The sequence below is a fragment of the Massilia sp. YIM B02769 genome, assembly GCF_030411995.1.
Taxonomy (GTDB): Bacteria; Pseudomonadota; Gammaproteobacteria; order Burkholderiales; family Burkholderiaceae_D; genus Telluria.
This window is the reverse complement of sequence record NZ_JASNRC010000013.1, coordinates 64246-83971: the sequence shown is the minus strand read 5'-3', so window position 1 is coordinate 83971 and position 19726 is coordinate 64246. Positions and strand designations below refer to the sequence as shown.

At 64.9% G+C, this 19726-nt stretch carries 13 protein-coding genes; 5 read left to right on the top strand and 8 right to left on the bottom strand.

Features of this window, described 5'->3' with window-relative positions; all coding sequences use genetic code 11:
* Window positions 1-6: 6 nt before the first annotated feature.
* The 8 genes from QPK31_RS20510 to puuE all read right to left on the bottom strand — a co-directional run bounded on the left by QPK31_RS20510 (window position 7) and on the right by puuE (window position 14989).
* Window positions 7-1698 (bottom strand): bifunctional UDP-sugar hydrolase/5'-nucleotidase, encoded by a 1692-nt coding sequence (locus QPK31_RS20510; protein ID WP_290424740.1) that lies wholly within the window; start codon window positions 1696-1698, stop codon window positions 7-9.
* A gap of 180 nt (window positions 1699-1878) precedes the next feature.
* On the bottom strand, window positions 1879-5280 hold the full coding sequence (locus QPK31_RS20505; RefSeq protein ID WP_290424739.1) for a TonB-dependent receptor: 3402 nt from the start codon (window positions 5278-5280) through the stop codon (window positions 1879-1881).
* 531 nt (window positions 5281-5811) lie between these two features.
* Window positions 5812-7326: an adenosine deaminase gene (locus QPK31_RS20500; protein WP_290424738.1), complete on the bottom strand. Its 1515-nt coding sequence runs from the start codon at window positions 7324-7326 to the stop codon at window positions 5812-5814.
* Window positions 7327-7671: 345 nt separating this feature from the next.
* Window positions 7672-8976, bottom strand: a complete 1305-nt coding sequence (gene guaD, locus QPK31_RS20495) for a guanine deaminase (protein ID WP_290424737.1) — start codon at window positions 8974-8976, stop codon at window positions 7672-7674.
* A complete protein-coding gene (gene xdhC / locus QPK31_RS20490) occupies window positions 8976-10094 on the bottom strand; it encodes a xanthine dehydrogenase accessory protein XdhC (protein ID WP_290424736.1) in 1119 nt (372 codons plus the stop codon). The genes guaD and xdhC overlap by 1 nt, the downstream gene beginning before the upstream one ends.
* Entirely contained in the window at window positions 10094-12433 is a 2340-nt protein-coding gene (gene xdhB / locus QPK31_RS20485; protein ID WP_290424735.1) for a xanthine dehydrogenase molybdopterin binding subunit, read from the bottom strand. Before xdhB ends, xdhC begins: the two co-directional genes overlap by 1 nt.
* 16 nt (window positions 12434-12449) lie before the next feature.
* Window positions 12450-13943 (bottom strand): xanthine dehydrogenase small subunit, encoded by a 1494-nt coding sequence (xdhA, locus tag QPK31_RS20480; RefSeq protein WP_290424734.1) that lies wholly within the window; start codon window positions 13941-13943, stop codon window positions 12450-12452.
* Window positions 13944-14026: 83 nt separating this feature from the next.
* Window positions 14027-14989, bottom strand: a complete 963-nt coding sequence (gene puuE, locus QPK31_RS20475; RefSeq protein ID WP_290424733.1) for an allantoinase PuuE — start codon at window positions 14987-14989, stop codon at window positions 14027-14029.
* Between the two features lie 109 nt (window positions 14990-15098).
* On the opposite strand from puuE, the gene uraH reads away from it, so the two are divergent.
* From uraH to QPK31_RS20450, 5 genes are all read left to right on the top strand, one after another.
* The gene (gene uraH / locus QPK31_RS20470) at window positions 15099-15452 is read left to right on the top strand and encodes a hydroxyisourate hydrolase (RefSeq protein WP_290424732.1); all 354 of its coding nucleotides are present in this window, start codon (window positions 15099-15101) and stop codon (window positions 15450-15452) included.
* Between the two features lie 94 nt (window positions 15453-15546).
* Window positions 15547-16104 (top strand): ClpP family protease, encoded by a 558-nt coding sequence (locus tag QPK31_RS20465; protein ID WP_290424731.1) that lies wholly within the window; start codon window positions 15547-15549, stop codon window positions 16102-16104.
* A gap of 253 nt (window positions 16105-16357) precedes the next feature.
* The gene (locus tag QPK31_RS20460; protein WP_290424730.1) at window positions 16358-17584 is read left to right on the top strand and encodes a hypothetical protein; all 1227 of its coding nucleotides are present in this window, start codon (window positions 16358-16360) and stop codon (window positions 17582-17584) included.
* A gap of 10 nt (window positions 17585-17594) precedes the next feature.
* Entirely contained in the window at window positions 17595-18002 is a 408-nt protein-coding gene (locus QPK31_RS20455; protein ID WP_290424729.1) for a hypothetical protein, read from the top strand.
* Between the two features lie 72 nt (window positions 18003-18074).
* On the top strand, window positions 18075-19667 hold the full coding sequence (locus QPK31_RS20450) for a methyl-accepting chemotaxis protein (RefSeq protein WP_308634085.1): 1593 nt from the start codon (window positions 18075-18077) through the stop codon (window positions 19665-19667).
* Window positions 19668-19726 lie beyond the last annotated feature (59 nt).

Genomic DNA, 19726 nt, shown 5'->3' with positions numbered 1-19726 from the left:
CGCCTCTCAGTTCGCCTTCATGATGCGCGCGCTCGGCGCCATGCCCGCCGCCGGCGCGCCGGCGCCCGGGTTCCTGGCGATGAACTCGCTCAGCGCATCGAGGTCGACCAGCTGGGTATCCACGCGGTTGGTACCCTTGGCGAACTCCGGAATATTGTCGCCGCCTTCGGCCAGGAAGTTGTTCGCGACCACGCGGTAGGACTTGCCGTCCTCGACCGGCGCGCCGTTCAGCTTCAGGCTGCCCGGCACCACGCGGCTGCCGATCGGACGCTTGTCATCCCAGGTATAGGTAAAGCCTTGCGAGACTTGCAAGATAGTGGCGCCGGATGCGCTCGGGCGGTCCCACTGCTGCTCGAGCAGGCGGCGCAACTGGGCGCCGCTCAGGTCCATCACCACCAGGGTGTTACCGAAAGGCAGGACGGCCTGGGCATTACCGAAGGTGGCCACCTGCCCGTCCGCCGTTTCCAGGTCCTTGCGGATGCCGCCGCTGTTCATGAAGCCGATCTGCACGCCCTGGTTGCGGGTGGCGGCGACGATGGCGTCGGCCACCAGGTTGCCCAGCGGTGCTTCGCCGGCATCGTTGGCCTTGCGCGCCACGACCGCGGTGCCGAGCTTGCCCAGCGGACGCGCCAGCGCGGCGCGGCTGCGTTCCTTCACGTTGGCCAGGTAGGCGCTGACCTGCGGGTCGGCGCTGAACTTGCTCGGGTCCATGACCACATTGCGCACGGCGATGTCGGCAACGACGCCGCTTTGCGGATCGACCTTCAGGGCGATGCGCGACAGCAGGTGGCCTGCAGCATCGGCTTGCGTCACGACACGGCCGTCGACCTGGCACAGGTAACCCTGGTGCGAGTGGCCGGTGATCACCAGGCGGATTGCCGGATCGAGCGCCTTGACGATGTCGACCACGCCGCCGGTGAGGCCCTTGCAGTTCGGCTGCTCGGGCGACTCGTCGGTGCTGCCGCCCTCGTGGACCAGGGCCAGGAACACCTGGGCGCCCTCGGCGCGCATCTGCGGCAGGGCGCGGTTGATGGCTTCGGCTTCGCCGATGAAGTCGAGGCCGGCAATGGCCGAGCTCATCGCGACCGAGGCGGTGCCCTGCAGCACCACGCCGACGATGCCGACCTTCATGCCCTTGACGGTCTCGATGCGGTAGGCCGGCAGGAAGGGCTTGCCGGTGGCCTTGTCCAGCACGTTGGCGGCGAGATAAGGGAAGCGCGCGCCCTTGAAGTCGGGGGCGAGCTTGCAGGCCTTGTTCGGGCGCGGCGAATCGCAGCCGCCGTGCTGCTGGCGCAGCAGTTCCTTGCGGCCCTGGTCGAACTCGTGGTTGCCGACCGAGCTCATGCGCAACCCGAGCATGTTCATGGCCTCGATGCTCGGCTCGTCGGCCCACATCGACGACAGCGCCGGGCTGGCGCCGATCAGGTCGCCGGCGCCGATGAACAGCAGGTCCTTGTCTTCCTTCCGCCAGGCCGCCAGCGCGCCGCTCAGGGCTTCGATGCCGCCGGCACGCAGGGTTTGGCTGTTGCCGGCAGCGCTGGTATAGGTGTACTTGCTCGGTTCGAGATTGCCGTGGAAATCGTTGATGGCGACGAGATTCAGGGTGATCGGTTCGCGTGGTGCGGTTGCGCAGCCCGCAGCCGCGAGTGCCAGTACCAGGGTGGAGAGAACGGCGCGGGCGCGCGGGGAAGCGATCATGGAATACCTTTGAACGAAGAAAACGGGCGCCCTCGCAGGGCGACCCGGATTATTGCACGTGGGGAGGCGCGAGGCCATCCTTACAGCTCGCATTCGGCTTGCCTCTACCCATTCACGTAAACGAAAAAACGGCCGGTGTTGCCACCGGCCGTTCCGATCCATCAGACCGAATTCAGGAACTTAGAATTCGTACTTGACGGTCGCCTGGATTGCCCACTGCGATTCGTTCTTCGACTGCTTGACGGTCAGGTCGTCGGCCTTCTGGCGGACGAAGTAGACGTAGCGGCCTTGAGCATCCATGCCAGCGTAGTCCACGAAGCCGCGGGTGGTGCCGCCGCTCGACGAGAACGATGGTTCCTGGGTGTGGCCCCACTTCTTGTTCAGCAGGTTGCCGACGTTGAAGAAGTCCAGGGTGAACACGGCCTTGTTGCGAGCGAAGAAGCCCGGGATTTCCTGGCTCACACGCATGTCGACGACGTTGGTCCAGTCCGAGAAGCTCTTGTTGCGGCCGACGACACCACCGGCTGCGTCACGCAGTGCCTTGTTGCCGTTGACGATGCTCCAGAAGCGCTCTTCGTTGGTGTGGCTGGTTGCGGTGTCGCCCAGGAAGACCACTTCACCCGAACCGAAGGCTTTCGGGATGTACATCAGGTCGTTGCCTGCGATACCGTCGCCGTTCAGGTCGTTCTTGTAGGTCCAGCTGTAAGGCTTGCCCGAACGTGCTTCGTAGAACACACCGAGGCGGGTGTTGTACGAACCGAAGAACTTCTTCTGGAAGTTGGCCAGGGCGTTCAGGCGGTGCTTCGCCATGGTGTTCGAGTTCGACGCGACTTCTTCGTTCGGGTTGAACACCGAACGTGCCTGCCAGTTCGAGTTGGCCACCGACGACGACAGCGGCGAGACTTCGGTCGCGTTCGTGTGGGTGTAGGCCAGCGACCAGCCGAAGCCCTTGGTCAGCGGCTTCGACAGCGACACGGTGATCAGCTTGCCGTCGCCTTCGCTGGTGTTCTTCGCCACCAGGACGTTGTTGTACGAGCGGTTACGCAGGTACTTGGCCTGGGTGCAGCCGCTGGTGGTGTTCAGCGACGTACCTGCGGCATTGGCTGCGTAGCAGGTGGTCGTCATGGCTGCCGGGTTCCAGAACAGCTGGCGGCCATCGGTGCCGGCGGTGGCGGTCGATGCGCCCAGGTTCAGGTGCTCGTAGTAGATCGAGTCCTTGTTGTTGGTGTACAGGAACTCAGCACCAAAGACCATGCCGTACCATGGCAGTTCGGTGTCGAACGCCAGGTTGGCTTTCCAGATCGACGGCTGGCGCAGGCCCGGGTCGAGGATGTCGACGTTCGAGAGCGGCGTGCTGCCTGCGATAGCGACTGGCTGGTTGTCCGGATCCGGGCTGAAGAAGTTCGTGGCCGGGCAACGGGTCGCGTTCGTCGCGCAGGTGATCGTGCGGGTGGCGATACCTGGGTTCGAGAACGGATTCGACATCCACACCGACGCTGCGGCACCCTGGAACAGGCCGGCGCCGCCGCGGATCTGGGTCGGACGGGCGGTGTCGAACTTGTAGTTGAAGCCGACGCGCGGCTGCCACAGTTTCTTGCCATCCGGGGTGACAGTGTTGTCGTAGCCGAAGCCGCCGCTCTGGCCGCGGCCGGTGGCGTAGTTGCCGGCGATGACAGGACGTGCCACATCGGTGTTGGCCAGCGGCTTGCTGCCGACGCCGGTTTCGTCCACGCGCACGCCGTAGGTCACGGTCAGGTTCTTGCTGGCGGTCCAGGTGTCTTGCAGGAACAGGCCGGTGTTCTTCATCGTGAACGACGAGATACCGTCGCTCAGCGACTTGCCCTCTGCGGGAACCTGCACGGTGTACGAGGTCGGGTTACCGTTACGGAAGTTCTGCAGCACGGCTGCTTCGATCTGCGCGGCGGTGCCGTTGCGGCAGATGTTGGCGTTCAGGGTGTCGTCGCAACCGAAGGTGTAGCTGCCGAACACGTTCTGCAGGTAGGCGTTGTAGATCTTGTTGGTGCTGTAGTCGAAGCCGCCCTTGATCTCGTGGTCACCCACGATCCAGTTGGCCGCGCCGTAGTAGTCCATGGTCTTGGTGCCGAGGACGTTCAGCTGGCGTGCATACTCGGTACCGAAGTTCAGGTAACGGGTGCTGGTCGAGGTGCCGGCAGGGACGCCTGCAGGCAGGGCGCCGCTGAAGGCCAGGCCGATCGACGGCAGGCGCGAGCTGTTCTTCGGAACCGAATCATAGTCGCGCAGCGAGGCGCGGAATTCGGTCGAGAAGGTCGGGGTCCAGTCCGAGAAGACCTGGGCCACGGCGGTTTCGATGCTCTTCTCGTTGCTGTAGAACATCGAGTCGAGGGTCACGCCGGTCGACGAGAACGACGGGAAGACCGGTTCCGACTGGGTGGTTTTGCCGTAGCGGAAGTTCGCGCGGTGGTTGTCGCTGATGTTCCAGTCGACTTTCAGCAGCTTCTCTTCCGAGCTCAGCTGCGAACCGGCAGGCACGTTCAGGCCGCCGATTTCGATGCCGTACACGTCGCGTGCGATCTGCTGGGCAGCCGCCACCGCACCGGCGGTGATTGGCACGGTGGTGCCGGCGGTGCTGCCGATGATGCCGAAGTCCGGGCTGGCGCGGCTGCTTTCCGATTTCTCGGTCAGGGCGTAGATGAAGAGCTTGTCTTCGATCAGGGCGCCACTGGCCCACAGGCCCTTGGTGGTTTCCTTGAACTTCGGTGCGTCGCTGTAGGTGTCGGTGACGTTGTTGTAGCGCTCGCCGACGAAGCGGTCGTTACGCCACACGTAGTAGGCGCCGCCCTTCCAGGTGTTGGTGCCCGACTTGGTGACGGCGTTGATGTTGGCGCCGGTATAGCCTTTCTGGGTCACGTCGTAGTTGGCGACGTTGACTTGCACCGACTGGATGGCTTCGATCGAGATCGCCTGACGCGCGGTCGGGCTGCCGTTCGATTCCAGGCCGAAGGTGTCGTTGATGGCGACGCCGTCGACGGTGATGGTGTTGTAGCGCGAGTTCTGGCCGGCGACGGAGATTTCGCCGCGTTCCTTGTCGTTCTGCGAGACGCGCGGGTCGGCACGGGCGTAGTCCTGCAGGTTACGCTGGATCGAACCCTGGGTTGCCAGTTCGGTGGCGCCAATGCTGGTGCCGGCGCCCATGGTGGTGCGGTTGAAGCGTTCCGAGCGGTTAGCCGTACCGGTCACGGTCACGGTCTGCATCGCCTGGCCCAGGGTTGCATCGATCGACGCGGTCTCGGCCAGCTGGACGAAGACGTTCTCGCGCTTTTCGGTGATGCCGTCCTTGGTGATAATGATCGTGTACGGACCGCCCACGCGCAGGCCGCGTGCGACGTATCGGCCTTCAGCGTCGGTGGAGACGTTGCTGACAGAATTCGACTCGGTGTGAAGGATCGACACCTGTGCGCCAGCCACTGGACGGCCATCCGCACCAGCGACACGGCCGCCGATGGCCGAGGTGGTGTTCTGTGCGAAGGTCGGTGCAGCCGACAACGCAATCGACAAAGCCAGCGCCAGCTTGGTGAGCCGGATCTGTTTCTGAGTGATCATTATTAAAACCCCAAAATAGACTTAAATTTTATTTGGACATCCGGGGATGTCCCTCTTTACAAGTACTGCAACCCTGGTTGCTGCGAACGCAGCGGCACTGCCAGCCCTTGGACCGGGCGATTGTAGACAGGAAAGATGTCATCCCTGTTACACGTCGCCCTTGAAAAAACTTCAAGCATATTTACCAACATCAACAAATATGCATGAGCCCTACCGGCCAGACAAATACGTTTTTATTTAGCCATTTATAGGCTGGTCGTCTGAATCGCCCAAAAAACGTGCATCTGATGCACCGCAGCGAGGTTTTCCGCGCAAAATCACAAGGCGCGATTATACGGAAGGCATTCTTTGCTGAAATATTTAGATAAGCTTTTTCAGAAAACGCATGGATGAGTACGTAAATCTGTGGCGACGAGGCCACAAATGTTAATTCAAGACTAACTTTTGTTCGCCCTGCGGCGGTGCATGCCATGGTGCACTTGCAAAAACGGCAGCCTTGCGCTGCCGTTATCGAACTTGCTTATTTGCGGTTTATTTGATGTGGCTGCGTCGCGCAGGCACAACGGTTTTCGCCAGTCCCGCCATCCCGGCTTCGAAGGTCGCGAAACGTTCGTCGAGCTGGCGCGTCAGGCGGGTCTTCTCCGCCGGGCTCAGGAAGGCGTAGCGGATGCTGTTGTACGAGGCCTTTTTCATTTCCGCATAGTCCGGCTTGTAGCGGCTGGCAAACAGCACATATTCGTTGCTGAGCGTGTGGCGGGTGACGCCGGCGTCGTCGGTCGAGATCACGTACGGCACGCCGTATTTGCGATACAACGTGATCGGGTGGTTCTCGCCTTCCAGGCCATTGATGAAGGCGTTCGAGGTCAGGTTGATCTCGACCGGCACGTCGTCCTTGCGCATCTTTTCCATGACCTTCAGCGCATTCGTCTCGTGGGCCAGGTCGATGCCATGGCCGATGCGGTCGGCATTCGCCACCACCAGCGCCTCGTCGATGTGGAACTTCAGGCCTTCCGGCGGCACGTCGCCCATCGCCAGCTCGCCGGCGTGCATGGCCACCTTCACGTTCGGGTAGACCGACTTCAGGAAGCGGAACATCTTCATGTGCAGGGTGTAGTCGCGCATCGAGACGGCCGTGCTTTCCTGGCCGACGATGTTCACGCCGACGATCTTGCCGTTCAGGGAGGCAGCCTTGAAGGCGCCGACCATCGAGGAAAACACCTGCGACGGGTTCAGCAGGCGCAATACATAGGTCTGGTAGCGCATGGTGAAGCGCTCGTCGTCGATGCCTTGCGCCGCTTCGTCGATCTTGGCGACGAACTCGCCCAGGGTCTGGTTGAAGGCGGGGTCGCGCGCCAGGGTGTCCATCCAGGCGTTGAGTTCGACCTTCAGGGCCGCGTCGTCGTTCACCAGCTGCCAGGCGCGCGCGTCGAATGCGGGGTTGGCGACGGCCGGGGCCATCTTGAACATGGTTTCGATGTAGCTGACGTTCTCGGCGATCGCGCGCTTTTTCAGTTCCTGCAGGCCTTCGGCGAAGTTCGCGTTCGAGACCGGTCCGAAGTAGCCGAAGGTCTGGAAGAACAGGCGGTCCGGCGGCGGCTGGATCGCGCCGTGGTTGGCGAAGTCCTTGTTCGACCAGCGCTGCACCAGCTCGCGCCAGGTGTGGTCGTCGGCATAGACTTCGGCGCTGGACAGGCAGTTGCGTTCCTTGGCCGGCTTCGCGCGCTCGGCGGCAATGACGTCCTTGTTGGTCTCGATGCGGTAGGTCTGCTTGTTGACGCAGACGCCCTGCTTGTCGAGGAAGTCGACGTACTGCTCGGCGTAGATGGCGCCCGAGTAGTGGTGGTGCAGGTCGCCGCCCTTCGGCATCTGGGTGAAGAACATGGTCAGCTCGGCCAGCTTCGGTTCGCTGCCGGCGATCAGGGCGGCGTAATGACGGGCGGTGGCGGCTTCGTTGGCCTGGCGCGTTGCGGTCGAGGGCTCCTTCGCGGCCACCGGGGCGGCTGCAAAGGCCAGCGCGATCAGGACGCTGCTCAGTTTCTTCTGCATCGGATTCTTTCGTAACGGTTGGTTGGTGCGGACCGCGAAACTCTAACCGCTTTCGTGCAGGGTTGGCAATGGATGGGGTTGCGTGGGGGTTGGTGCCGGGGGGCGCGCAAGCGTTATCGGGGCTGTTGCCTGTGCTGTTAGCGGTATGTTGAATCCGCGTGGGCACGGCGTGCCCACCGTACGGGAGAGGTTCCGGGCCGAAGATTGCGAGGGTTAAGCTCCGGGGTTGGTTTTTCGAGGCACGAAGTGCCGAACCCGCGCCATATCCCGTACGGTGGGCACCCCGTGCCCACGCGGATTGGAGGGGCCGATACCGTCACAGGCAACAGCCCCACTACCCTCGATTCACCGCTGGTGAACCCGCTCCCCCATCGCATACGTCGCGAAAACGGTCCGGTCATCCCCCAACAAGGCCAGCGCAAACAACTGCTCCTCCAGCGTATCGCAATGCGCACTCCGCCTTGCCATCAACGGCGTAGCCTGCGGATCGAGCACCACGAAATCGGCTTCGGCGCCGGCAGCAAAACTGCCGATCGTCCCTTCCAGGTCCATCGCCCGCGCCGCGCCCAGCGTGGCGAGATAGAACATGCGCAGCGCCGGCAAATAACTCCCCTTCAGCCGCGCCACCTTGTACGCCTCGTTCATGGTCTGCAGGATCGAGAACGAGGTCCCCGCCCCCACGTCGGTCCCGAGCGACAGCAGCGCCCTGGCCCCATCCGCCTTCTCGAAATCGAACAAGCCGCTGCCCAGGAACAGGTTCGAGGTCGGGCATACCGCCGCCGCCGAGCCGGTGGCCGCCATGCGCGCGAAGTCCTCGTCGTCGAGCCAGATGCAGTGCCCGAACAGCGCGCGCGGACGCATCAGCCCGAAGTCCTCGTACACGCCCAGGTAGCTGCGCGAGTCCGGATACAGCTCCTTCACCCAGCTGCACTCGTCCTTGTTCTCCGACACGTGGGTCTGGATGAAGGTGTCCGGATAGCTGGCCGCCAGTTCGCCCGTCAAACGCAGCTGCGCTTCGCTCGACGTGGGCGCAAAGCGCGGCGTGATCGCGTACAGGGAACGGCCGCGCTTGTGCCACTTGTTGATCAGCGCTTCGCTGTCGCCGATCTGGCCTTCAGCGTCGCGCAGGAAGTCCGGGCAATTCCGGTCCATCAGTACCTTGCCGGCCACCATGCGCAGCTTGCGCGCTTCGCTCGCCTCGAAAAAGGCGTCGACCGAACCCGGATGCACGGTGCAGTAGACCACGGCCGTGGTGGTGCCGCAGCGCCCCAGTTCGTCGAGGAAGAACTCGGCGGTGGCGCGTGCATGCGCCGGGTCTTCGAAGCTGCGCTCGGTCGGGAAGGTGTAGGTCTCCAGCCAGGGCAGCAGGCCCTCGCTGGGCGAGGCGATCATGTCGGTCTGCGGATAGTGCAGGTGGGTGTCGATGAAGCCGGGCGTGATGATCTTGCCGCGGTAGTCGATTGGTTCCAGGCCGGGCGGCAGCGTTGCGACGAGCTGCGCGTAGTCGCCGGCCGCCTTGACGCGGCCGTCCTCGATGACGAGCAGGCCGTCGGTGTGCCAGGAATAGGCCTGTTCGGCAAATGCCGGGTCGGCGTGAAAATGCAGCAAGCTGGCACGGTAGGCTTGCATGCTGGTGTATGCAGTGGACATCAGTTGGATTCCGGAGAAGCTTCAAGAAGGCTGGGGGCGGCGGCATCGGCGGCCTCCCACACGCTCAGCAGCTGGGCGGCAACGCCGACGGCAATCACGGCCGGCGCCTTGCCGGCAATGCCGGGCAGGCCGATCGGGCAGACCATGGCGGCGATGCGTTCGTCCGCGATGCCGCGCTCGCGCAGGCGGTGCTCGAACTGGCGGCGCTTGGTATCGGAGCCGATCAGGCCGAACCAATCCTGGTCAGCGCGCGACAGTATCGCAATCGACAGGCGCAGGTCAAGTGCATGACTGTGTGTCATCACCAGGAAGGTGGTGCCGGGGGCAGCCTGGGCGACCAGGGCTTCCGGCGTGTCGGTCGCCTCGACGGTGACGTTCGCCGGGATCGCGGCCGGGAACATGTCGTCGCGTTCGTCGACCCAGGTGACGCGGCAAGGCAGTTCGGCCAGCGCACGCACGATGGCCGCGCCGACGTGGCCGGCGCCGAACAGCATCAGGTGGGCGCGCGGGGCGAAGATGGCGTCGGCCAGCCAGCGGCGGCCGGTGGCGTCGGTGAAGACGTGGGTGCCGCGGGTGCGGTCGAAGTCGGGTGCGACATCGCCGGCCAAAAGCCGGCCCGCACCGTCGAACAGGGCGGTAGGGTGGACCGGGCCACGAGAGGCGGCTCTGCCGTCCACGCGTTCAGCCGGCGGCAACGAGTTCGCAGCAGTGCCAGCGTTCGTTGAACGCGTGGACGGGGAACCCGCCTTTCGTGGCCCGGTCCACCCTACGAGCCGCCAGGTATCTTCATTACGTCGCTTGTCCAGCAGCGCCATCTGCTCGGGCTCCACGACCTCGAACACCAGGTGCGCAATCCCGCCGCAGCACTGCCCCAGGCTCGGACCGAGCGCGAAACGCTCCAGCTTGGTGGTAACACCTTGCGCCCCGCCCTCTTCCAGCATGGTGCGCGCCATGTCGATCGCGCGGTGTTCGAGATGCCCGCCGCCGATGGTCCCCGCCAGCCCGTCGCGGGTAACGACCATCTTCGCGCCCGGCTCCCTCGGCACCGAGCCTTCGACAATGGCGACCGTGACCAGCACGGCCGGCGCGCGTAGCGCGGCTCCCAGCCAGTCTTCCATCACGCGCCCGGACAGGCGGCAGCTTCCACCGCGGCGATGGCGTCGAGGATCGCTTCGCTCGTGGCCGGCGCATTCAGCGGCGGATTCACCTTGTGCCCGCCCACGCTGGAAATCGCGTCGCGCAGCGCAAAGAACACCGAGAACGGCAGCAGCAGCGGCGGCTCGCCGACCGCCTTCGAGCGGTGGATCGAGTCCTCGACGTTGCGGTTCTCGAACAGGCGCACGCGGAAGTCGCGCGGGCAATCCGAGACGCCCGGAATCTTGTAGGTCGACGGCGCATGGGTCATCAGCTTGCCGCCGGCGTTCCACCAGAGTTCCTCGGTGGTGAGCCAGCCCATGCCCTGGATGAAGGCGCCTTCGACCTGGCCGATGTCGATGGCGGGATTGAGCGAATTGCCGGCGTCGTACAGGGCATCGGCGCGCAGCAGCTTCCATTCGCCGGTGAGCGTGTCGACCACGACTTCGGCCACCGCCGCGCCATAGGCGAAGTAGGAAAACGGCCGGCCGCTCATGGTCTTCGCATCCCAGCTCAAACCCGGCGTGGCATAGAAGCCGTCGGACCAGAGCTGCACGCGTGCCAGATAGGCCTTTTGCACCAGGTGCTGGAAGGGGATTTCCATGGCGCCGGCGAACACGGTATCGGCCGCGAAGCGCACCTCGTCCGGCGTGCATGCGTAGGTGGCGGCGGCAAACGCGGCCAGGCGCTCCCTGATCTGGCGCGCCGCATCCTGGGCCGCCTTGCCGTTCAGGTCGGCGCCGGTGGATGCTGCCGTGGCCGAGGTGTTCGCCACCTTGCTGGTGTTGGTGGCGGTGGCGCGCACGCGCTCCACGTCCACGCCCAGTTCGTGCGCGACCACCTGCATCACCTTGGTGTTGATGCCCTGCCCCATCTCGGTGCCGCCATGGTTCACCATGATCGAGCCGTCGACGTACACGTGCACCAGCGCGCCGGCCTGGTTCAAATGGGTGACGTTGAAGGCGATCCCGAATTTGACCGGCGTGAGCGCCAGGCCCTTCTTCAGCACAGGACTGGTACGGTTGAATTCGGCAATCGCCTCGCGCCGCGCCCGGTATTCGCTCGAGGTCTCGAGTTCGGCCACCAGTTCGTGGATGACGTTGTCGACCACGGCCTGGCCGTAGGGCGTGACGTTACGGTCCGTCTTGCCGTAGAAGTTCAGCTTGCGGATGTCGAGCGCGTCGACGCCCAGGTTGCGCGCGATCTCGTCGATCACGTATTCCATGGCGATCGCGCCCTGCGGACCGCCGAAGCCGCGGAAGGCGGTGTTCGACTGGGTATTCGTCTTGCCGCAGGCGGCGCGGATGTCCACATCCGACAAGTAGTAGGCGTTGTCGTAGTGGCAGACCGCGCGCGTGGCGACCGGGCCGGACAAGTCGGCCGAGTAGCCGGCGCGCGAGACCATGTCGATCTTCGCGGCCAGGATGCGGCCGGCGTCGTCGTAGCCGACTTCGTATTCATAGTAGAAGCAGTGGCGCTTGCCGGTGACCAGCATGTCGTCGTCGCGGTCGGCGCGCAACTTGACCGGGCGCTTCAGCTTTGCCGCCGCGATCGAGGCCGCCGCCGCCCACAATGCGGACTGCGATTCCTTGCCGCCGAAGCCGCCGCCCATGCGCCGGCACTCGACCACGACGTGGTGCGAATGCAGGCCGAGCGCATGCGCCACCACGTGCTGCATCTCGCTCGGGTGCTGGGTCGAGCACTGCACCAGCATGCCGCGGTCTTCGCCGGGGATCGCATAGGCGATCTGGCCTTCGAGATAAAACTGTTCCTGGCCGCCGACGAACAGCTGGCCCTTCACCTTGCGCGGGGCATTCGCAAACGCGGTCTCGGCATCGCCGCGTGCCAGGCGCATCGGCGGCACCACATAGGACTGGGCAGCGTGGGCTTCCTGCGGCGTGAGGATGGCCGGCAGCTCCTCGTACTCGATCCTGGCCAGGCGCGCGGCGCGGCGCGCGTTGTCGTGGGTGTCGGCAACGACGATGAAGACCGGCTGGCCGACGTACTCCACCTTGCCGTCGGCGAGGATGGGATCGTCGTGGATGATGGGGCCGCAGTCGTTGGTGCCTGGGATGTCCTGTACGGTGAGTACCGCCACCACGCCGCGCGACGCACGCACCGGCGCGAGGTCGATGGAGACGATGTTCGCGTGCGACTTGCTTGATAAGCCGAGCGCCGCGTGCAGCGTGCCCGCGACTTCCGCGATGTCGTCGGTGTAGGTGGCCTGGCCGAGTACGTGCAGCGTCGCGGATTCGTGCGGCCGCGAACGGCCGACCGCGCTCCACGCCGCCGCCTTGATGAGTGGTGCGCCTGCGTCGTTCATGGTGATCTCCTTCGAATTACGCCAGGGCTGAGAATGCGTTGACGGCGAATGCGTTGACGGCATCCTGTGGCAACGGGTTGTCGAGACGGGTCTCCAGCCAGAAGCGGCGCAGCAGGTTCTGCGCCGTCTTCATGCGGTAGCCGCTGGACGCGCGCATGTCCGACAGCGGCTGGTAGTCCCCGCCCAGCGCGGCCATGGCTTCCGTCAAGGCGGCTTCATCCCAGGCACGGCCGTTCAGTACCGCTTCGGCCGCGGCGGCGCGTTTCGGGGTGGCGGCCATGCCGCCGAAGGCGATGCGCGCTTCCTTGACGGTCTCGCCATCGAAGGTGAGCGCGAACGCCGCGCAGACGGCCGAGATATCCTGGTCGAAGCGCTTGGCCAGTTTGTAGGTGCGGAAGCGTAGGTCGGCACGCGGCAGCGGCACGCGCAGGCCGGCGACGAATTCGTCGGCGCGCATGTCCTTCTGCTGGTAGCCGAGGTAGAAGTCTTCCAGCGCCAGCTCGCGCTCGCCGCCGGGGCCGCGCAGCACCAGGCGCGCGCCGAGGGCGATCAGCCAGGGCATGGAGTCGCCGATCGGCGAACCGTTGGCGACGTTTCCACCCAGGGTGCCGGCATTCCGGATCGGCAGCGACGCGAAGCGCTGCCAGAGTTCGTTGAGTTCCTCGGGATAGTGGCGGCAGATCGCGGCGTAGGCGTCCTGCAGGGTCACGCCGGCGCCGATGACCAGCATGCCATCCTGCTCGGCCACGCTCTTCAGCGCATTCACATGGCCGAGATAGATGATGTCGTTCAGCTCGCGCATCTGCTTGGTGACCCACAGCCCGACGTCGGTCGAGCCGGCCAGGATCAGCGCCTGCGGATGGGCGGCGCGCAGGGCGACGAGTTCGTCCAGGGTGCGCGGCGCGTGGAAGCTGCGGCCCTCATACACGTAAGTCGTGCCGCCGGAACGCTGCAAGCCGCGCAAGGCCTCGGCCACGGCTGCGCGGTCGAACTCGGCGCGCGGCAGTTCGCCCATGCGCACGGCGGCGTCGATGATCGGACGGTAGCCGGTGCAGCGGCACAAGTTGCCGGACAGGGCGTCGTCGATCTGGCAGCGCGTGGGCGCCTCGCCTCGGGTCTGCCCTTCCTGCTTCAGGTACATGCCCCACAGCGACATCGCGAAGCCCGGCGTGCAGAAGCCGCATTGCGAACCATGGCATTCGACCAGGGCCTGCTGGACCGGGTGCAGGCGGCCGTCGGGCAGCTGCAGGTCCTCGACCGTGAACAAGGCCTTGCCGTCGAGCGTGGGCGTGAACTGGATGCAGGAGTTCACCGCCTTCAGCGCCAGCTCGCCGTTTTCCAGCGAACCGACCACCACCGTGCAGGCGCCGCAGTCGCCTTCGGCGCAGCCTTCCTTGGTGCCGGTGCAGCGCAAGTCCTCCCGCAGGTGCTGCAGGATGGTTTGCGTCGGCGCCACGCCGGTCACTTCGTGGACGGCGTTGCGGAAATAAAAGCGGATCGGTTCGGCCATACTTGTCTCGGATTTAACCCAGCGTGAAGGTTACCGCATCCAGCCGCGCACCAACCATGTTTAATAAGTGATATCCAATATCATCACTTTGATATAACTGAGGGGGCGTAGGGATGGGTCGTCCGCCAATGCTTGGCGATGTCGATGCGGCGCGCGATCCATACGTGTTTGTGCTGCAATACATAGTCGAGGAAGCGGGCCAGCGCCGCCGCCCGCGCCGGCCGCCCGACCAGCCGGCAATGCAGTCCGATCGACAGCATTTTAGGCGCGTTCAGGCCATTCGGGTCGCCTTCCGCATACAGGACGTCGAAGGCATCCTTCAGGTAGTCGAAGAACTGGGTGCCGGAATTGAAACCCTGCATGGCGGCGAAGCGCATGTCGTTGGTGTCGAGCGTATAGGGCACGACCAGGTGGGCGCGTTCGTGCGGCGCGCCGTCGGCGCCTGTTACGCTGACGGTTTGCCAGAACGGCAAGTCGTCGCCGTAATGGTCGGCATCGTAGGCAAAGCCGCCATGCTCGACCACCAGCCGGCGCGTGTTCGGCGAATCGCGCCCGGTGTACCAGCCCTGGGGCGCCTCGCCGGTGAGCGCGCGCATGATCTCGACCGCTTCGCGCATGTGGGCGCGTTCAGTGGCTTCGTCGACGTTCTGGTAGGAGATCCAGCGCAGGCCGTGGCAGGCGATCTCGTGGCCCAGCTCGCGGAAAGCGGCCACCGCATCCGGGTTGCGCTGCAGCGCCATCGCCACGCCGAACACGGTGAGCGGCAGCCGGCGCTCCTCGAACATGCGCAGCAGGCGCCACAGGCCGGCGCGCGAGCCGTATTCGTAGAGCGACTCCATGCTCATGTGGCGCATCGGGAACGCCTGGGCGCCGATGATCTCGGACAGGAAGGTCTCGGAGGCCGGGTCGCCGTGCAGCACATTGTTCTCGGCGCCCTCCTCGTAGTTCAGCACGAATTGCAGGGCGACCCGGGCCGCGCCAGGCCAGTGCGGATGGGGCGGGTTGCGGCCGTAGCCGACCAGGTCGCGCGGGTAGCTGGTGTCCATGGACCCTCTTGATGGGATGACAGGTATATGGCCGATCTTATATTGACGAAAGTGTAAAGGTATATGATCCGGACGATAGCCACCTTCACCATTGCCGTATAGGAGAAACATGGGCAAGCTCAGTACCCACGTACTCGACACCGCGCACGGCCGCCCGGCCGCCGGCGTCGCCATCGAACTGTATGCCGTCCAGGATGGCGAGCGCACCTTGGTCAAGCGCGAAGCCAGCAACCGCGACGGCCGCTGCGACGCCCCGCTGCTCGAAGGCGCGGCCCTGCAGGCCGGGCAATACGAGCTGGTGTTCGCCGCCGGCGATTACTTCGCCGCGCAGGGCGTCGACTTGCCGCAACCGCGCTTCCTCGACCGCGTGACGATCGCCTTCGGGGTAGCCGACGCCAGCCAGAATTACCACGTGCCGCTGGTGGTCACGCCCTGGTCGTACTCGACGTACCGCGGCAGCTGAGGGGGTAGCTGCGGAGGCTGCCGAGGCGGCGTGATCCGGGCGCTGCGCAGGCGCCGGACTTGCTATCCTGTTTCGCACACGACAGGAGGCGCCCATGTCCTTGCACATCGTCCACTTCATCGGCCCGATCAACCACGGTTCCGCTTGCGCAGTGCGCAACCTGTGCCTGCAGGCGCTGCAAAGCGGGGCCAGCGAAATCGAGCTGCACATGTCGACCGAAGGCGGGAACATGACGGCCGGTTTCGCGCTTTACTTCTTCCTGAAATCCCTGCCCATTCCCCTGCACACCCACAACATCGGCAGCGTCGAATCGGTGGGCGTGGTGATCTTCCTGGCCGGGCAAAAGCGCTACGCCTGCCCGGGCGCACGCTTCCTGATCCACCCGCTGCACTGGGGTTTCGGCAACCTGGTCGCGGCCGACCATGCGCGCGTGTCGGAGTGGCGCGAGTGCCTGGATTTCGATGCCGAGCGCTATGCGGCGATTGTCGACGAGGCCACGCGCGGCGCACCGGAAGCGGGCGACATCCGCCCTCACCTGTTCGGCAATGCGCGCATCTACACGGCCGATCAGGCGGTGCGCGCCGGATTGGTCCACGAAGCCGTGCAAGCCAGCCTGCCCGCCATGGGCGCCACCACCCACTGGTGGAATTAACGTCCGCATTAACGATTTATACTGTTTCTTAAGAGCAACTTAACAGAAGTTCATTTATTCAGCTCATCTGTTTCACCAAAACAACGCATTGACATTGCGCAATGTCTCCTTTTTGGTGCAGCGCTTCCTTTTCCTTGTCTTTACTTTTGCTCCGTGGATAGAATCGTTTCGTTCTATTCATGCTAGCTGCATGCGGACAAAACAATAATTAGAAGTAAATCTTATAAACGGAAGTCCTGTAACAGGTTAACTTATGAACAAGCACCTTATCGCCGCCGTGCTGGCCCTGCCGCTGGCACTCTCGTCAGCCTTTGCGCAAGAAGCGGAAGGCCCTACCGTCAAGATCCGTGGCTTCGGCACCGGCGCCCTGACCTGGACCGACACCAACGACGCCGAATTCGCCCGCCCGAACCAGGCTGCCGGCGCGAAGAAATCGCCGCGCACCGGCGTCGACTCGAACCTCGGCCTGCAGGCCGACATCGGCATCAACAGCTGGCTGTCGTTCACCGGCCAGGGCCTGGTGCGCCATGACGCCGACGACAACTACGGCGCCGAACTGGCCTGGGCCTTCGCCAAGGCCAAGATCAACGACCAGTTCAGCGTGCGCGTCGGCCGCATCGGCCTGCCTGCCTTCATGATCTCGGACTACCGCAACGTCGGCTACGCCAACACCTTCCTGCGTCCGCCGGTCGAGATGTACTCGCAGGTGCCGTTCAACAGCGTCGACGGTATCGACGCGACCTACCAGCACAGCTTCGGCGACACCACCGTCACCGGCCAGCTGGCCTATGGCCGCACCTCGGCCGACGTTGCCGTTGGCCTGCGCGCCAAGGGCAAGGACATCACCGCCCTGAACCTGGTGGCCGAACACGGCCCGTTCACCGCCCGCATCGGCCGCGTGGACGCCAAGATCACCATCACCGGTTCGAGCAGCCTGAACGCCCTGATCGGCGGCCTGCGCATGGCCGGCGCCGGCTACAACCTGCCGCAGCTGACCACCATGGGCAACGAGCTCGACGCCACCGACAAGAAGGCCTCGTTCACCTCGGTGGGCCTGGGCATGGACTGGAACAACATCGTTGCCCAATCCGAGTTCGCCAAGCGCAAGACCGACTCCTACGTCAACGACACCACCTCGTGGTACCTGATGGGCGGCTACCGCATCGGCAAGGTCCTGCCTTACGTCATCCACGGCAAGCTCTCGATCGACGGCCACCCGGCCAACGTGATCCCGGCCGGCGTGCCGGCACTGGCCGCGCTGCGCGCCGGCGCCAGCGGCCTGCCTTACTACGGCATCGGCCAGGGCGAGCAAAGCACCACCTCGGTCGGCGTGCGCTGGGACTTCCACAGCTCGATGGCCCTGAAGGCACAGATCGACCGCGTCCAGCCGAAGATCGGCAACGGCCTGCTGATCAACGCCAAGCCTGGCTTCCACGACGACGTCACCGTCGGCGCCGTGGCCCTCGACTTCGTCTTCTAAGGAGCCCGCCATGAACAAACTGATGTCCGCACTCCTCGTGGCTGCCGCTGTCTCGGCCACCGCCCCGGCGTTCGCCGAAGTGGTCGTGGTGGTCAATGCCAAGGCCGCCGAATCGTCGATGACGAAGGACCAGGTCGCCCAGTTCTTCCTCGGTAAATCGAGCGCCATGACCCCGGTCGACCAGTCCGAGGATTCGCCGCTGCGCGCCGAGTTCTACAAGAAGGTGACCGACAAGGACGCCTCGCAGGCCAAGGCCCTGTGGTCGAAGCTGGTCTTCACCGGCAAGGCCACGATGCCGAAGGAAGTCGGCAACAGCGCCGCCGTCAGGGCCGCCGTTGCCGCCAACCCGAAGGCGATCGGCTACATGGACAAGGCCTCGGTCGACGCCAGCGTGAAGGTCGTCTACACGGCGCCGTAACGACTAAAAAACCGCATTACAACCTGTTTTCCGATTCCCCCGCCCCGCCGGCCCTGCCTGCGGGGCGGTTTCATGGATAGCGAGAGAGACAAGAACATGAGCATCAAGCGCAGGATTTGGGCACTTCCGGTCATTTCGACCCTGATCTTCGGCCTCGGTATTGGCGTCAGCGCGATGATCGCGACCGACGCCCTGAAGTCGATCAATTCCACCGAGCGCGTGGACTACCCGGTGCTGGACGCGTCCAAGGCACTGACGCTTGAAATCGGCGATGTCACCGACGCCCTGCGCGACGCCGTCACCGAAGGCGACAAGGCGCGCATCGACGAAGTCGGCAAGCAGGCCGACAAGGTGCGCGCGCACCTGCAGCAGTTCGGCCAGATCGACGGCCAGGCCGCCAACGGCGCGCGCCTGCTGAAGGAATTCAACGACTACTATGCGCCGGCCCTGTCGGCCGCGCGCATCATGCTCGAGATGGAACAGGGCGACCCGCAGGCCGTGGTCGGCAAGATGCAAAGCTCGCTGGCGGCCCTGAACGCGGACCTGGACAAGACCCAGGCCCAGGCCAAGGAACAGTTCAAGGCCGGCATCGCGCACAGCGAAGGCAATGTGCGCCGCGTGCTGTGGACCATGATCCTGACCGCCCTGATCGTGATCGCCAGCCTGGCGGCGGTGTCGTGGTTCGTGGTGCGCGCCATCTGGCAGCAGCTCGGCGGCGAGCCGGAATATGCGCGCGAGATCGCCCGCGCCGTCGCGGCCGGCGACCTGGCGATGGACATCCGCACCGATGCGAAAGACGGCACCAGCCTGCTGGTGGCGCTGAAGGAGATGCGCCTGCGGCTGGCCACGATGGTGGCCGAGATCAAGGGTTCGGCCGAGACCATCGCGGTGGCCAGCGCGGAGATCGCCAGCGGCAATGCCGACCTGGCCGGCCGCACCGAATCGCAGGCCGCCAGCCTGGAACGCACCGCGCGCGCCATGGACGAACTGACCGGCGCCGTGCGCCAGAACGCGGCCAACGCCAACGAGGCGAATGCACTGGTGGTGAACGCCACCGACATCGCCACGCGCGGCGGCGAAGTGGTGGGCGGCGTGGTCGCCACCATGGGCGACATCAATACCTCGGCCAAGAAGATCGTCGAGATCATCTCGGTCATCGACGGCATCGCCTTCCAGACCAACATCCTGGCGCTGAACGCGGCGGTCGAGGCGGCGCGCGCCGGCGAACAGGGCCGCGGCTTCGCGGTCGTGGCGGGCGAAGTGCGCAACCTGGCCCAGCGTTCGGCCGCGGCGGCCAAGGAGATCAAGGAGCTGATCGGCGACTCGGTCTCGAAGGTGAATGCCGGCAGTGCGCTGGTCGACCAGGCCGGCGTGACCATGGGCCAGATCGTGGAATCGGTGAAGAAGGTGCACGACATCATGGCCGAGATCACCATGGCCGGCCAGCGCCAGAGCGAAGGCATCGAGGACATCGGCCGCGCCATCGACAGCATGGACGAGATGACCCAGCAGAACTCGGCCCTGGTCGAGGAAGCGTCGGCGGCGGCGGAATCGCTGACCGAGCAGACCGGGCAGCTGACCGGTGCGCTGTCGGTGTTCAAGCTGGCCGAGCAGGGTTCCGGCCCGGTGCTGGGCAAGCGCGCGGCGCCGCTGGCCTTGCGTTGATTGGTTTGCTCTCTATATAGATAGACAGGCGCCTGCGGGCGCCTGTTTTTATTTGCGCT